This is a genomic window from Nonomuraea solani, from assembly GCF_900108335.1.
Taxonomy (GTDB): Bacteria; Actinomycetota; Actinomycetes; order Streptosporangiales; family Streptosporangiaceae; genus Nonomuraea; species Nonomuraea solani.
The window spans coordinates 116,626-132,326 of the sequence record NZ_FNVT01000008.1 but is presented as its reverse complement, the minus strand read 5'-3'; the positions used below and the strand labels follow the sequence as shown (position 1 = coordinate 132,326).

At 73.5% G+C, this 15,701-nt stretch carries 11 protein-coding genes; 5 read left to right on the top strand and 6 right to left on the bottom strand.

Annotated features, from left to right (window positions below):
• The first annotated feature begins 34 nt into the window (after positions 1–34).
• Entirely contained in the window at positions 35–688 is a 654-nt protein-coding gene (locus tag C4V41_RS28180) for a hemerythrin domain-containing protein (protein ID WP_200824279.1), read from the top strand.
• Here C4V41_RS28180 and C4V41_RS28175 read toward each other — a convergent pair.
• From C4V41_RS28175 to C4V41_RS28150, 6 genes are all read right to left on the bottom strand, one after another.
• Positions 685–1,719 carry a hypothetical protein gene (locus tag C4V41_RS28175; protein ID WP_103958970.1) on the bottom strand — a complete coding sequence of 345 codons (1,035 nt, stop codon included), beginning with the start codon at positions 1,717–1,719 and terminating at the stop codon, positions 685–687. The genes C4V41_RS28180 and C4V41_RS28175 overlap by 4 nt on opposite strands.
• Positions 1,720–1,919: 200 nt before the next feature.
• Entirely contained in the window at positions 1,920–2,864 is a 945-nt protein-coding gene (locus C4V41_RS28170) for a sugar kinase (RefSeq protein ID WP_103958969.1), read from the bottom strand.
• Positions 2,861–3,616, bottom strand: coding sequence for an IclR family transcriptional regulator (locus C4V41_RS28165; protein ID WP_235030427.1), 756 nt, complete (start codon positions 3,614–3,616; stop codon positions 2,861–2,863). The genes C4V41_RS28170 and C4V41_RS28165 overlap by 4 nt, the downstream gene beginning before the upstream one ends.
• Positions 3,617–3,671: 55 nt before the next feature.
• Positions 3,672–4,772 carry a winged helix DNA-binding domain-containing protein gene (locus C4V41_RS28160; RefSeq protein WP_103958967.1) on the bottom strand — a complete coding sequence of 367 codons (1,101 nt, stop codon included), beginning with the start codon at positions 4,770–4,772 and terminating at the stop codon, positions 3,672–3,674.
• Positions 4,773–4,854: 82 nt separating this feature from the next.
• Positions 4,855–6,438 (bottom strand): clostripain-related cysteine peptidase, encoded by a 1,584-nt coding sequence (locus C4V41_RS28155; RefSeq protein WP_146103812.1) that lies wholly within the window; start codon positions 6,436–6,438, stop codon positions 4,855–4,857.
• Positions 6,408–7,397 (bottom strand): hypothetical protein, encoded by a 990-nt coding sequence (locus C4V41_RS28150; protein WP_103958965.1) that lies wholly within the window; start codon positions 7,395–7,397, stop codon positions 6,408–6,410. The genes C4V41_RS28155 and C4V41_RS28150 overlap by 31 nt, the downstream gene beginning before the upstream one ends.
• A gap of 211 nt (positions 7,398–7,608) precedes the next feature.
• On the opposite strand from C4V41_RS28150, the gene C4V41_RS62035 reads away from it, so the two are divergent.
• The 4 genes from C4V41_RS62035 to C4V41_RS28130 are packed head-to-tail and all read left to right on the top strand — an operon-like array spanning position 7,609 to position 15,686.
• Positions 7,609–10,383 (top strand): helix-turn-helix transcriptional regulator, encoded by a 2,775-nt coding sequence (locus C4V41_RS62035; protein ID WP_160150409.1) that lies wholly within the window; start codon positions 7,609–7,611, stop codon positions 10,381–10,383.
• A 21-nt stretch (positions 10,384–10,404) separates the two neighbouring features.
• Entirely contained in the window at positions 10,405–13,602 is a 3,198-nt protein-coding gene (locus C4V41_RS65410; RefSeq protein ID WP_103958963.1) for a BTAD domain-containing putative transcriptional regulator, read from the top strand.
• Positions 13,603–13,628: 26 nt separating this feature from the next.
• Positions 13,629–14,651 (top strand): LacI family DNA-binding transcriptional regulator, encoded by a 1,023-nt coding sequence (locus C4V41_RS28135; protein ID WP_103958962.1) that lies wholly within the window; start codon positions 13,629–13,631, stop codon positions 14,649–14,651.
• 33 nt (positions 14,652–14,684) lie between these two features.
• A complete protein-coding gene (locus C4V41_RS28130; protein ID WP_200824278.1) occupies positions 14,685–15,686 on the top strand; it encodes a hydroxyacid dehydrogenase in 1,002 nt (333 codons plus the stop codon).
• Positions 15,687–15,701 lie beyond the last annotated feature (15 nt).

Genomic DNA, 15,701 nt, shown 5'->3' with positions numbered 1-15,701 from the left:
CATTTGGCAATCGGCGGCCCGCACCCTGTAGCCCGTGACTAATGACGACAGACCCGCCGTCTGGGAGATGGTGGTCGTACATCGCGTGTTCCGCCGCGAGCTCAAACTCGCCCCGGAGCTCATCCGCCGGGTGGCCCCCGGCGACACGGCGCGCGCCGCCACGCTGGCCTCGTGGATCAAGGAGATCCTCGACGGCCTGCACCACCACCACGAGGGCGAGGACAAGCTGCTCTGGCCGCTGCTCCTGGACCGGGTGACGTTCGAGGCCGACCTGGTCAACACCATGGAGGCCCAGCACGAGAGCGTGGCGGGGCACATTGAGGCCCTGAGCGAGCTGCTCCCCGCCTGGCGGGACGGCGCGGCCGCCAAGGCGGGGGAGCAGGTGGCCGACACCCTCGACCGCCTGTACGAGGACCTCGTGATCCACCTCGACCAGGAGGAGGAGAAGATCCTGCCCCTGGTGTCCCAGCACCTGACCAAGGAGGAGTGGGACCGGCTCGGTGAGTACGGCCGCTCCCACCTGTCCAAGGACCGGCTGCTCATCCAGCTCGGCGCGCTGCTGGAGGACGCCACCGACTGGGAGCGTCAGGCGTTCCTGGGCCTGCTGCCGCTGCCCGCCCGGGTCATGTGGACGCTGCTGGGCAAGCGCCAGTACCGCAAAGAGGTCGCCCGGGTGCGGGGCGTCTAGTTTCCTTCCGGGGTGAGTCTGGCCGTCCAGGCGGCCGCCTCGTCCGCCGGGAGGATCCGCTTGAGACGTACGGTGGCGCGCATCATCGGGTAGCGGCGGCCCGGGCTCCACGACCGCTCGTACGGGGGCGGGTCGAGCACGACGACCCGTACTCTGTCCAGGAACGGGATGTGGGCGGGCAGACCCTCGTTCCAGATCCACTTGCCGTAGGCGTCCACCAGGTTGAACTGGCCGCGCACCGGCTCCGTGCCGGGCGGGCCCGCCGTGGCGGCCAGCACCCATTCCGGCTCGGGGCGTACCCCTTCGATCAGTCCTTCGGCGGCCGGGCCGCTCACCGCGTCGGCCAGCAGCGTGTGGAGCTGGAAGTTGTCGCCGACGCCGCCGATGACGACCTCGTAGCCGCGGCCGGTCTCGCGGTGCAGCACGATCAGGTGCTCGTCTTCGAGTACGGCCAGCACACCGGCCAGCCACTCCAGGTCGCCGCGGTCGTCCAGCACGGCCGACATGGCGGCGACCAGGCGTTCGCGGCCGGGGAGCTCGGCGCGTACCCGGGCTGAGAGCTGCAGGATGGACAGGACCGGCATGCTCGCCATGTGCGTGAGCGCCCAGGCGTCGGCCAGCTCGAACGCGTCGCCCTCGGTCAGGCCGGTGAGCTGGGTGGCGGTGTCGGCGACCCAGCCCGGGTCGTCGTCATCGGGCTCGGGCGGCTCCTGGCCCGTCGCCTCCCGCCACGCCACGGCGAACCTGGCCGCCCGCTCCAGGTTCTCGGTCAGCCCGCGGACGAGGGGCTCGGCCAGCGGCATCGGATCGGCCCCGCGCTCGGCCAGCGCACCGGCCAGAATGCCCAGCCGGACACCTATGCCGGGCGGGACGCGGGCGAAGATCTCGCTGAGCGCGACCGCCGCCCGCGACAGGGTCTCCTCATCGACCCCTTCGGTGGCGGCGTAGAAACGCGGCACGGTCGCGAAGAGCCGATCGGCGTCACGCGCTTCGGCCGCCTGGAACAGTTCGTCGAGATATCGGTCGAGCATCCCGGCAGGCTACGACATTTCCCGCTTCTCCGACGCGCTCGGCTTGCCCGTCCTGGTGCGGAACCGGCCGGACGCCACGGCGGCGCCGCCCTCGGGGCCAGCCCGTCCAGGTGCGCGGCCGGCCGGACCCTCTTGCCCCGGGGGTTTCCAAGGGGCCTCCGCCAGAGTGCGGTGGGGTGGAAGGGACGGGGAGGTGGAGGTCAGCGGTTGACTCCGTCGGCCGGGTGGGTGAGGAGGGTGAGGTCGGCGCGGCGGGGGAGGCTTTCCCAGTCGCCCTGCGAGGTCACCGCGAACGCGCCCGCCGCGCACGCCGTCCCGAGGCGCCGGTCCGGGTCGGCGCCCGCGAGCCAGTCCGCCAGCCAGCCCGCCGCGAACGCGTCGCCCGCGCCCACCGAGTCGACCTCCGTCACCCGGTACGGCGCCGCCCGCCGCACCACGCCCCCCGACAGCTCCATGGCCCCCTCGGCGCCGAACTTGACCAGGACGTGCTTCGGCCCGAGCGCCGCCAGGGCCTTGGCCAGGGCTTCGGCACCCGCGGCGTCGGCGATCAGCCGGCCCTCGGCCTCCGTGGCGAACAGGACGTCCACGTCCCCGACCGTCTCCCGGAGCCACGACCCGGCCTCGGCGGGCGTCCACAGGGCTTTGCGGTAGTTGACGTCGAGCGAGACCATGACCCCGGCGGTCCGGGCGACGGCGATCGCCTCCCGTACGGCCTCACGGGCGGAGGCCGAGAGCGCCGGGGTGATCGCCGAGACGTGCAGGACCCGGGCCGACCGGATGAGGCCGGGGTCGAGGTCGGTGGCGGTCAGGCGGGAGCCCGCGCTGTCCTTGCGGTAGTAGCGCACGTCGATGAGGTCGGCCGTGCGCCTGCCCTTGATCATCAGGCCGGTCGGCGCATCGGGGTCGGAGAGGGCGCGTACGTCCACGCCCTCGCCCGCCAGGGTCGCGCGGATCAGGTCGCCGAACTCGTCGGCCCCCACCCTGCCGATCCAGGTGGCGCGGTGGCCGAGCCGGGCCACGCCGATCGCGACGTTCGACTCGGCGCCGCCCAGGCCCAGGTCGAAGTCGCGGGCGAAGCGCAGCGGCCCGGTACGGCGGGCGGCGAACAGCGCCATGGTCTCACCAAAGGTCACCAGCTCGGTCATCGGTTCTGACTGCCCAGCTCTCTTGAGATCCGTGTCGCCGCCCCCGCCACCAGCGGCCCCAGCTCGCGCACCCGCGCGGCGGTGATCCGCGAGGTGAGGCCGGAGACGGAGATGGCGGCCGTGACGGCGTCGTCGTGGTTGAAGATCGGCGCCGCGACGCAGCGCACCTCGGGTTCGTTCTCGCGGTCGTCCACCGCGTACCCCCTGCGCCGGATGCCCGCCAGTTCGGCGCGCAGCCGCGCGGAGTCGATGATCGTGTGCTTGGTCCTGGCCTCCAGGGCCAGCCCGGCGAGGGCCTCCTCGGGTTGCCAGGCCAGGATCGCCTTGCCCACCGCGGTCGAGTGGACGGGGCCGCGGCTGCCGATGCGCGAGGCCATGCGCACGTTGGCCTCGTTCTCCACCTTGTCGATGTAGACGACGTGCGGCGGGTCGTAGACGGCCAGGTGCACGGTCTCGCGCACCTCGCTCATCAGCCGGTGCGACTCCTCGGCGGCCACGGCGCGCAGGTCGAGCGTGGCCAGGTAGGACTGCCCGAGCCGGAGCGTGCCGTGCCCCAGCCGGTAGGCCCCGGTGCTGCGGTCGCGGTCGAGCAGCCGGGCCTCGACGAGCGGCGCGGTCAGCCGCAGCACCGTGCTCTTCGACAGGCCCACGGCCTCGGCGAGCTGGGTGAGCGACAGGCCCGAGTGCTCGCGTACGTGGTCGAGCACGGCCAGGGCGCGCCTGAGCGAGGCTGACTGGTTGCGTTCCGGCACGAGCCCCAACATACCGGCGAAAGCGGTATGCAACATGTTGTTGTGCAGTGCAAAACTAGGACTTGGACGGGCGGTCGAACACGGCGATGTCGTGCTTGTCGTCCGGGGCCAGGAACTCCAGCAGCCGCCTGCCCTCCTCCTCGACCTCGTCCATGACGGAGATCGGCACCCAGGGGTGCACGTTGAGGGTGGAGGTGCCCTTGGCGCGGGTGACCGTCCAGTCGCCGGCCGTGACGCCGTCCACCAGGATGGTGCGCGGCTGCACGTTGGTGCCCATGAAGCCCTGGAGGGCGGCCAGCCCCGCCTCGGTGATGACCCTGGAGCGGTCGGCGTGCGACAGGAAGAGGTTGTCGAAGTCGTACATGAGGCGGACCGGCGCGGGAGTGTCCTCGCCGGGGCGTACGGCGTCGGGCAGGTCGTAGATGACCTTGCCGTTCTCGTCCCTGAACCTGACCAGGTCCATCCCCTCCACGACCTCGCCGAGCCGCGTCAGCCCCGACCACGTCTGCACGTCCATCACCGACGCGGGCCCGAACGCCGCCAGATAGCGCCGCACCAGCTCGGCGGCCGTCATCGGCGGCACCTCGAAGCCCAGCCACGACTCCGCGCTCGTGTGCGCGACCGGCCCGCTCCTGCCCCACAGGCCGCGCGGTGGCACCTGCACCAGCGGCACCAGCCAGCGCACCCCCTGGCCCAGCGCGTGCGGGTCGTTGTCCGGCCACCGCTCGGCCAGCGCCCGCCCCAGGTCGGCGAACGTCATGGGCCGCTCCTCCAGCAGCGCCCGCCCGGTCGCCGCCAGCTCGTCGAGGTCCACCCCCGCGAGCTGCTTGCCGAACGTCGACCGGGTCCCGCGCCCGTTGACGATCTCCAGCAGCGGCCGCATGGCCAGGCAGTCGCGGGCGCTGACCAGGTGGATGGTGGCGCGCTGCAGCGCGATGCGGACCAGCGCGCGCGAGGCCAGCAGGTCGGAGGCGTCGGCGGCCTTGAAGCCCTCGATGCGGTTCCACAGGCCGGTGTACCAGGTGTGCGGGGTCTGCGCCTGCAGCCCGCCCACGTGCTCCACGACCTCGACGACGGGACGGCCGGTGCGGCGCAGCAGGAGCTGGCGGTCCAGGGTGGCCCGGTTGAGCGCCCTGCGGCTGATGAGGGGATTCATGAGACCAAGGTAGGGGCTATTGCGGCCGGTCCCGGGCCGCAATAGCCCCAGCGGTGCCGGCGGATCGCCGGCGTGTGGTCTTCTAACGCCTGATGGTACGCGCGTTTCCGTACTCTCTGAGGAATTCGTCCCACTCGGTGTGCTGGGCGATCTGGAGGTCACCGTAGTAGCGCGAGATGGTGCGCTCCATCGGGAAGTACGCGCTCAGCCCGCCGCAGCCGTCCACCTTGTCGCCCTGGTGCGCCTCGTGGATCACGAAGCCGCCGGGGTTGTGGATGGCCAGCAGCTTGTCGGCCACCGAGGCGAGCGTCGGGTCCGTCCGCGAGTCGGCGACCAGAGCCAGGCAGAGCGTACGCAGGTCCACCAGCGACCGGTCGTAGTGGAAGCGCGTCGCGACCGACTGGACGCTGTCCACGACCGACCGGTTCATGTGCACCTGCCGCCGCAGGCAGCCGGCGAGCGTCTCGAACTCGCGCATGAACTCCTCGATCCGCGTCGCGTCGACCGCGCACTGCGTCACGGTCTGGCGCGCGGTGCGGTAGCTCCGCAGATACTCCTCGACCACGATCCGCCCCAGCTCCCGCGCGTCCATGCGCGGGTTGGCCGCCATGGCGGACAGGATCTCGGTGTACGGCCAGCCGTCGTTGGGTTCGAGCTCCTCCGAGCCGACGACGACGCCCGCGTGCTCGCGGATCTCGTAGCAGACCTCGAGGTTGCTCATCAGGCAGGCGTCCATGCCCACCAGGTCGATCGGCCTGCCGAGATCCTCGTGCACCTGCCGCAGGACGTTGCGCAGCTCGATGGTGTCGAGCGAGTGCAGCGTGCCGTCGTCACTGGCGATCGCGCGCTCCTGCCCGCCCGGCAGCTTGAGCACCTCGCTCAGCGACGTCGTGAACACGGCCTTGGCGATCTCGGGCGTCTCCGCCAGCCTGGCCAGCTCGGAGAAGGCGGGCTCGCCGTCGGACACGGCCATGCGCGGGGCGCGCCGCACGTAGCCGGTCTCCACGTCGTGCCGGACCGTACGGCCTCTGACCTGGGTGTAGATCTGGTCGAGGTCGTCGGGGGTCCAGCCGCCGCCGTGGTTCCAGAGCACCAGCGCGTACCTCCTGGCGGGCGCGCGCTTGACGGCCCAGCGGACGAAGTCCACGACCGTCTGCGGATGACCGGAGTCGACGCGCGGCGGCAGCTCCTCGATCATGTCGGGCGCGCCGCCGGGGCCGACCTCCATGCGCTGGGCCCGGCCGCCGGCGTCCTGCCGCTTGACGAAGACGGTGACCCGCACGCCGTTGTACGACGGCACGGCGCGCAGCTCCTCCAGGTCGCGTCCCGCGGCGTCGGACAGGTTGTTGTTGCCCGCCATGTAGATCATGACGTTCCACTCGGCCGGATCGTTCGAGTGCGCCACGCGTCCGGGGGCCGGGCTCTGCGAAGTGCGCCCGAGCGCCCGCCACGTGCTCGGACCCGCGACGCCGTCGGCGGGCAGGCCCTCGCGCTGCTGGAGGCTGAGCAGGGCTCCGTAGGTGGCGCCGCCGAAGTACCCGTCGGCCTGTACGCGGTAGCCGCGGGCGCGCAGCAGCTCCTGGAGCCGCCGGACCTCTTCTCCTCTGCTGCCGAGCCGCAGCGTGGGCCCGGCCATCAGTCGGCGGCCCAGTGGAAGGTGAAGCACTTGCCGTCCGGTGAGAGGTCACCGGTCGGGAGGACGTACATCGGGGTGTGGATGCCGAACATCTTGGCCTTCCACAGCACGATGGTGCCGCCGGTCTGCACGGACCTGGACTCGAAGGTGGCGTGCATGTCCCCGTTGGTCTCGACGAAGCAGATCTGCCGGTCGCCGTCGTCGGTGACCTGGACGCCCTTCCACCACAGGCCGTGGGGGGCCATGCTGACGCGTACCTCGGTGGTGCCGGGCGGCGCGGGGGTCTCGGTCAGGTAGACGACGTCGCCGTCGCGCAGCCGGTGCGCGTTGACGAGGTCGTTCCTGCTGATCCTGATGAGCTGGAGCGGGCCGCGGCCGGGCATGCGCTCGTACCGGACGGGCGAGCGCTGGTCGCCGTGCGTGATGGCGAGCAGCTCGGGGAGCTGCGCGATGATCGCGGGCAGCGTGGCCTGCAGGATGGGACCGAAGAAGCGCTGGTTGAGCTCGCGGTCGGTGATGCGTACGGGGTGCTCGGCCCGCATGCCGCGCATGTTCTGCAGCAGGCCGGGGAGCACCTGCGTCATGATCGGCGTGATGGTGCCGACGAGCTGCGGCACGAACTGCAGGAAGCGGTCCTCCTCGTTCTGGTCGGTGTCCGCCTTGGGCGGGCCGAAGGAGAGCAGCTGCTCCACCAGCGGCGGGATGATGGCCTGGACGACCGGCATCAGGACGGCCGCGACGTCCATGAATGACCGGTCGGCCGCGAGCTGGGCGTAGGTGTCCGGAGTGACGTACCGCTGCTGCTGGTACTCCACGGGCCGGTGCTCCATCCGCGGCCCCATCGGCAGCGTTTGCAGTTGTTGCGGACGTGCGCCGAACTGGTCCGCTGCCTGGTGGGTCAGCTGGAGGCCCTGGAGGATCGTGGGGAACAGCACGTTGAGAATCCGTGCCTCCGTTCCCCGCTGCTCCTCTGCGATGTAGGACGGCATGATGTTCTCCCGGCGTTTTGGGGCATTCGTCCACGCTGGACGCTATGGAGGGGCCCCGCCGCGAGCATCAGGGAACGCCCTGGGGATTACCCCGGGGGGTTTCCCTAATGACGTAAAGAGCTGACTCGGGTCAATCGGACACTGGACGGTCGCCGGACCAAGGCCCACGATGAACCTTGGTCAGGGGAATCCTGGCCGGGGGGTGAGTCCGATGGCAGCCCGCGCCTTACGCAACGGACCCGAGCGCTCCCGCGACGAACAGTTCGTCGGCCGGTGCCGTGAGCTGGCGGTCCTCCACGCCCAACTGGGCCGTGTCTGTGAGGGCCGCTCCAGTCTGGTGGTGCTGGAGGGGCCGGCGGGGATCGGCAAGACCGCCCTGGCCGGGGAGTTCCTGTGCGCGATCGAGAACGCGGTGGTGCTGGAGGTCAGCGGGGACGACGGGGAGTCGGAGCTGGCGTACGGGGTGCTGGGGCAACTGGCGGCGCAGGCGCAGCCGGTGCCGGACGCGCTCACCGTGGGGCCAGGCGCCTCCGCGCGGGTCGATCCGCTGGTGGCCGGGGCGGCGCTGCTGGAGCTGCTGGCCGAGCTGCAGCGCAGCACGCCCGTGGTGATCGCCATCGACGGGGCGGACTGGGCGGATCTGCCCTCGTTGCAGGCGCTGACGTTCGCGCTGCGGCGGCTGCGTACCGACCGGGTGCTGGCCATCCTGATCGCCAGGGAGAGCGATCACCCCAGGCTGCCCGACGGGTTGCGGCGGCTTCTGCGCGGCGGCAACGCGCTCCGGCTGCCGCTCGGCGGGCTGGCCGCCCGTGAGCTGCAGACGCTGAGCGCCCGGCTGGGCCCGGTACGGCTGACGCCGCAGGCGGCCGAGCGGCTGCACGAGCACACCAAGGGCGTGCCCCTGCACGCGCGGGCGCTGCTGCAGCAGGTACGGGCCGAGACGCTGGCCGACGTGGACGCGCCGCTGCCCGCGCCCCGGGCGTACACGACGCTGGTGCTGGAGCGGCTCGCGCAGTGCGGCCCCGCGGCGCAGCGGCTGCTGACGGCGGCCGCCGTGCTCGGGACGTCCGCGCCGCTGCACCTGGTGGCCCGCATGGCCGAGCTGGCCGAACCCCTGCACCTGGTCGCCCGGATGGCCGAACTCGCCGAGCCGCTGCCCGCCCTGGAGCAGGCGACCGGCGCCGGGCTGCTCGTGGAGTGGCGCACGGGCGCGGGCGTCTCCGTGGGGTTCCCCAATCCGCTGGTCAGGGCCGCCATCTACCACGATCTCGGGCCCGCCACCCGCCGCCGCATGCACCTGCTGGCCGCCGACGTCGTCGACGACGTGGTGCACCGCCTGCACCACCGGCTCGCGGCCGCCGACCAGGTGGACGACGAGCTGGTACGCGAGGTCGCCAGGGTCGGCAGGCGGCAGGCGGCGGCCGGCCGCTGGTCGAGCGCGTGCGGCTGCCTGACGCGGGCCGTGCAGCTCACACGTGAGGGACCCGGCAGGGACCGGCTGATCGCCGAGGCCGTGGAGGCGCTCCTGGCGGCCGGCCGGCCCGGGGACGCCGCGACCCTGGCCGGTCAGGTGACACCGGGGTCCGACCCTGGGGTCCGCGACTATGCGCTGGGGTCGGTGTCCCTGGTGGCGGGCCGGGTGCGCGAGGCGGTCGGGCAACTGGACAACGCCTGGTCGCACGCCAAGGAGGATCCCCGCCTGGCCGCCGGCATCGCCGCCCGCCACGCCATGGCGGCCCTGCTCACCGGCCACGGCCCCGGCGCCACCCGCTGGGCGCGGCGGGGCGAAGGGGAGCTGGTGCGGTTCGCGGAGCTGGTGGGGCTGGGGCTGGCCGGGCAGAGCGACGAGGGACTGGCGCTGTCGGGGGAGCTGCCGGTGCCGGGCCAGTGCGACAGCGCGGAGCTGGACGCGCTGCTCGGCCGCGGGGTGCTGCGGCTGTGGGCCGACGACCTGGCCGGGGCGCAGAACGACCTGCTCGGCCTGCTCACCGCCAGCCCGGATCGGGCCGCCTCCTTCCAGGTGCTGGTGGCGATCGCGCTGGCCCAGGCCGAATACCGGCTCGGCCGGTGGGACGAGGCCGCCGGGCACGCCGAGGTCGGCGCCTCGACGGCGGACGACTTCGGCCAGGCGTGGCTGGCGAGCTACGCCCACGCCGTGGCCGCCCTCGTCCCTGCCGCCCGGGGTGAGTGGGACCGCGCCGTCACCCACGTGCGCGCCGCCCGCGCCACCTGCTCGCCCGACAACACCTCCGCCCTCGTCTGTACGGCAGGCGCCGACGCCCTGGTGGCCACCGCCCGCGGCGACCACGACGCCGTCATCACCGCGCTCACCCCGCTCACCAGGACGAACCTGTCCGAGGAGCCGGCCGTCGTGCTCTGGCGCACGCTCCTGGCCGACGCGCTGATCAACGGCGGCAGGCTGGACGAGGCCGAGGCGGTCCTCGTGCCCTGCGAGCTGCTGGCCCTGGACAGGGAGCGGCGCAGCGTCCTGGCCGCCGTCGCCCGGGTCAGGGCCGGGCTGTACGCGGCCAGGCACGAGCCGGTCGAGGCGGAGACCGGCTACCAGGCGGCCATGGAGCACGCGGCCAAGATCGACATGCCGTTCGAGGAGGCCAGGATCCAGCTCGCGTACGGCACCTTCCTGCGTCGCAGGGGGCGCAGGTCGGCCGCCGCCGAGCAGCTCGAAGCGGCCCAGCTCACGCTGTCGAGGCTGGGGGCGCTGCCGTACCTGGAGCAGTGCGACCTGGAGCTGGCCGCGAGCGGGCGGGCGGTGCTGCTGCCGCAGGACACCGCCCGGCTGGGCCTGACGCCGCAGGAGCACACGGTGGCGGTGCTGATCAGCAGGGGGCTGACCAACCGGCAGGCGGCGCGCAAGCTGGTGCTGAGCGTCAAGACCGTCGAATACCACCTGAGCCACATCTACACCAAACTCGGCATCACCTCACGGACGGCGCTGATCGGGCGGCTCAGCGATCTCGGCGATTGAGTGCCGTACGGTGTTGCCATCGTGCTGACCTTCCGCGTGCTCGGGCCGCTCGCCGCACACCTCGACGGCGAGCCGGTCGCGCTGGGCCGGCCCCGCCAGCGTTCGGTGCTCGCCCGCCTGCTGGCCGCCGGTGGCCAGGTGGTGCCGGTCGACCGCCTCATCGACGACCTCTACGCGGGCGAGGTGCCGCCCAAGGCGCTGGCGGCCGTCCAGTCCTACGTCTCCAACCTGCGCCGCGCCCTGGAGCCGGGCCGGTCCCCGCGCGCCCAGGCCGGGGTGCTCGTCACCCAGCCGCCCGGCTACGCGCTGCGCCTGGAGGCCGGCGCGGTGGACGCCTGGCGGTTCGAGGCCCTGGCCGGCGACCCGGACGCCGGGCACGAACGGCTGGCCGAGGCGCTCGCGCTCTGGCACGGCCCCGCCTACCAGGAGTTCGCCGGCGCCCACTGGGCCGACGCCGAGGCGAGCCGGCTGGAGGAGCTGCGGCTGTCCACGGTCGAGCGGCACGCCGGGGCGGTCATCAGGATCGGCGGGGCGGCGCGGGCCGTACCGGAGCTGGAGCGCCTGGCCGCCGAGCACCCGCTGCGCGAAGGCGCGTGGGCGCTGCTGGCCAGGGCGCTCTACCGGTGCGGCCGGCAGGGCGAGGCTCTCGGCGCGCTGCGCCGGGCCCGCGCGCACCTCGCCGAGGAGCTCGGCGTCGATCCCGGGCCCGAGCTGCGGCGGCTGGAGGCGGACATCCTGGCCCAGGCCGCCCACCTGAGCGAGGCCGCGCCGCCGCCCACCCCGGTCCCCAGGCCCACCGCGGCCGGTCAGCCGTACGTCGGCAGGCGCGCCGAACTCGACGCCGTGACCGGCCTCGACGGCGGCGCCGTGCTGGTCAGCGGCGAGCCCGGCGCGGGCAAGACGGCGTTCATGGAGCAGGTACGCGGCACCCTCGAACCCCAGGGCTGGGCCGTCGGCTGGGGCCGCTGCCCCGAATACGAGGGCGCGCCGCCCGGCTGGGCCTGGGCCGAGCTGCTCAGGCAACTGGCCGCCCGCTTCCCGCCGGGCGAACCGGAGGCCCTCGCGCCGCTGCTGTCCGACACCCCGGTACGCGGCGACGTGCCGGGCGCCAGGTTCCGGCTGCGCCGGGCCGTCGGGGCGTTCGTCACCTCGATCGGTCGCCCCCTGCTGCTCGTCCTCGACGACCTGCACCGGGCCGACGCCGAGACCCTGGCCATTCTCACCCACGTGATCGGCGAGGCCGCCGGGCTGCCGGTCCTGGTCGTGGTCAGCTACCGGCACACCGAGCCGAACGACCACCTCGCCGACGCCCTGGCCGCCATCGCCGCCCGCGAGCCGCTGCGCGTGGAGCTGAACGGCCTGGCCGCGCCCGAGGTCGGCGAGCTGATCAGCGTCACCTGCGGCCGCCCCGCCGCGCCCGAGACGGTCGCAGAGGTGGCCGAGCGCACCGGCGGCAACCCGTTCTTCGTCAGGGAGACCGCGCGGCTGCTCGACTCCGAGGGCGTGGTCGCGCTCCCGGCGGGGGTGCGCGACGTGCTGCGCCGCCGCGTGGCCAGGCTGCCCGCGCAGGCCCAGACGATCCTGCGGCACGGCGCCGTCATCGGCCGCGAGAGCGACGTCGACGTGCTGACCGTCGTCAGCGGCGCCGACGAGGAGGCCGTCCTGTCCGCCATCGAGGCCGGGCTGGTCACCGGGCTGCTGGTCGAGCCGGAGGCCGGGCGGCTGCGCTTCGCCCATGCGCTGATCCGCGACACCCTGTACGACGACCTGTCCCGCATCCGCCGCGCCCGCCTGCACCTGCGCGTCGCCAGGGCCATCGAGGAGCACGACCCCGGCGACGTGGCCGCGCTCGCCCACCACTACACCGCCTCCGCCGCCGACCCCGTCAAGGCCGTGCGCTACACCAGGCTCGCCGCCGAGCAGGCCGAGCGCCGCTTCGCCCACCACGAGGCCGCCGCGCTCTGGCGGCAGGCGCTCGACACCTCCACCGGCGGTGTGCGCGAGCGCCTCGACCTCACGCTGTCGCTGGTGTCCGCGCTGGCCAACACCGGCCGGCTGGGCACGGCCAGGGCCCACAGGGAGAGCGCCGTACGCGACGTGCTGCCCATGGACGATCCCCACCTGCTGGCCCAGGTGATCGTCTCGTTCGACGTGCCGACCTTCTGGAGCAACCGGGAATACGGCACCCTCGACTCCCGCCTGGTCCAGGCCATCGAGGAGGCGCTCGACCGGCTCCCGGCCGGCGACGGCAGGACCCGCTGCCGGCTCCTGACCGCGCTCGGCTACGAGCTGGAGGGCGAGCCGGACGAGCGCGGCTACCTCGCCTCCCAGGAGGCCGTCGCGATGGCCCGCCGGCTCGGCGACCGCCACCTGCTCGTGCTCGCGCTCAACGGCCGCCTGCACCAGAGCTTCCGCTACGGCGGCAGCCCAGAGCGCGAGCGCATCGGCGCCGAGCTGCTGACCCTGTCGGGCTCCGACGTGACCGTCGAGGCGCTCGGCCACCTCGTCCTCATGCAGGCCGCGATCAACCGCGCCGACCTCGCCGAATCCGACCGGCACGCCGCCCGGGCCGCGCACCTGGCCCGCCTGTACGACCTGCCGCTCACCCTGGCCGTGACCGGCTTCTACGACGGCCTGCGGGCCGCGCTGGCCGGCGACCACGCGGGCGCCGAGACCCACTACCGCGCCGCCGCCGAGCTGGCCGGGCGGCTGGGCATGTGGCAGCACGAGGCCGGCATCCATCTGCTGTCCCGCTACGGCCTCCACCTGATGCGCGGCGATCTGAGCCCCCTGGTGCCCGAGGTGGAACCCTTCACGTCCATGGGCACGTGGCAGGAGCAGGCGCGCGAGCTGTACGCGCTGGCGCTCTGCCACGCCGGGCGGGCCGAAGAGGCGCGGGCCCTGGTGCCCGCCGAGCCACGGCCGATCCGGCGCGACTACTTCTGGCACGTGCTGACGGTCGTCCGCGGGCTGCTCGGCGTCGCGATCGGGGACCGGGGGCGGGCGGAGGCGGCGTACGAGGCGTTGCTGCCGTTCTCGGCCGAGCCCGTGGGCAGCACCGGTTACCTGGCGATCTGGCCGACGGCGCAGGTGCTCGGGGAACTGGCCGCGTACCTGGGGCGGCCGGCCGAGCCGCACTTCCGCGAGGCGCTGGCGGTCGGCGAACGGGCGGGTGTCCGGCTGTGGATCGACGCCGCCCGTGATCGAATGAGCGATTAACGATCGCCTTGGTGTGAGGAGCGTCCGTGTCCGTTCAGCAGCGTCACCGGCTCATCCTGCGCCGGCTCCGCGACCGCGGCTCCGCGCGGCTGGCCGATCTGGCCAGGGAACTGGGCGTCTCCGCCGTCACCCTGCGCAGGGACGTCGAGCACCTCGCCGGGCAGGGGCTGCTGACCAGGGTGCACGGCGGCATCACGCTGCCCGGCGGCGGGGCCGCCGCCGTCACTTCGCCGACCATCGGCATGGTCGTCCCCACCGCGCACTACTACTACCCGGCCGTGATCAAGGGCGCCCAGGAGCAGGCGGCCAGGCTGGGGGCCAGGCTCGTGCTGGGCATCTCCCACTACGCGGACGCCGAGGACCGGGCCCAGGTGCGCCAGCTCGTCGCCGACGGCATCGACGGCCTGCTGCTCACGCCGAGCAGGCACCCCGACGGGTCGCACGACGCGTGGCTCGCCGGGCTGCGCGTGCCCACGGTGCTGGTGGAGCGGCGGGCCGAAGCCGGGCCCGCCGCCACGCTCGACGCGGTGGCCTCCGACCACGCCCACGGCGCCTACCTGGCCGTACGCCATCTGGCCGAGCTGGGCCACCGCAGGCTCGCGCTCGCCGCCTTCCCCAGCCCCACCGCGCCCCGGATCCGGGCCGGCCTGCCGGTCGCCGCCGCCGCGCTGGGCCTGGAGCCGCCTGTGGAGATCGTCATCGACCGGGAACGCCCGGAGGAGCTGGTCGCCGGGGTGCTGCGCCTGGTGCGCGACGGCGGCGTGACAGGGCTGCTCGTCCACAACGACGAGGACGCGCTCTTCCTGGTCAGGCGGCTGATCGCGGCCGGGGTCGAGCTGCCGGGCGACCTGTCGCTGATCGCCTACGACGACGAGGTGGCCGCGTTCTGCGTGCCGTCGCTCACCGCCGTGGCGCCGCCCAAGGAGGAGGTCGGCCGCTGCGCGGTGGACCTGCTGGTCGCCCGCATCTCCCAGGGTGCCGGCGCGGTCGGCCGGCACGTCGCCCTGCTGCCCGAGCTCCGGGTGCGGGAGTCGACCGCTTCGTTATGATCGAAATGAACGGATTGTGATACGGGGGAACACATGATCAACGCTCGGCCGAAGACCCTGCTCGCCATGGGGCCGGACGTCGCCGCCCGCCTCATCGTCGGCGAGGCGCGCGACCGCCTGGTCTCGATCGCCGACGTGGACCCCGATCTGGTGGCCGCCGACTTCACCGACCCGGCCGTGGCGGCGGCGCTGGCCGAGGCGGAGGTGCTGGTCACGAGCTGGTACTGCCCGCCCATCACCGAGGACGTGCTGGCCAGGGCGCCCCGGCTGCGGGCGATCGTGCACGCGGCCGGCACCGTCAAGCACCACGTGACCGAGGCGTGCTGGCGGCGCGGCCTGGCCGTCTCGTCGGCGGCGGCGGCCAACGCCGAGCCCGTGGCCGAGTACACGCTGGCCTCGATCCTGTTCGCCGGCAAGCGGGTGCTGGACATCGCCAGGGTCTACCGCGAGGAGCGGGCGCGGGTGGATCTGGAGGCCCGGTTTCCCGGGTTCGGTAACTACCGGCGTACGGTCGGGATCATCGGGGCGTCCAAGATCGGGCGGCGGGTGATCGAGCTGCTGCGGCCGTTCGAGCTGGAGGTGCTGGTGGCGGACCCGTACCTGAGCGAGAACCTGGGGGTGGCGCACGTCGAGCTGGACGAGCTGTTCGAGCGGAGCGACGTGGTGAGCCTGCACGCGCCCGAGCTGCCCGAGACCCGGCACCTCGTCGACGCCGCCCGCCTGGCGCGCATGCGCGACGGCGCGACGCTCATCAACACCGCCCGCGGCTCGCTCGTCGACCAGGACGCCCTCATCGCCGAACTGTCTTCGGGACGGCTGTACGCGGTCATTGACGTCACCGAGCCCGACCTCCTGCCGCCCGGCTCGCCTCTCTACGACCTGCCCAACGTGCTGCTCACCCCGCACATCGCCGGATCGCTCGGCGGCGAGCTGGCCCGCATCACCCACCTGGCCCTCGACGAGCTCGCCCGCCACGCCCAGGGCCTGCCCTTCGCGCACGGCGTCGCGGCGGAGGCCCTGGCCACCAGCGCCTGATGATGACGGGGACAC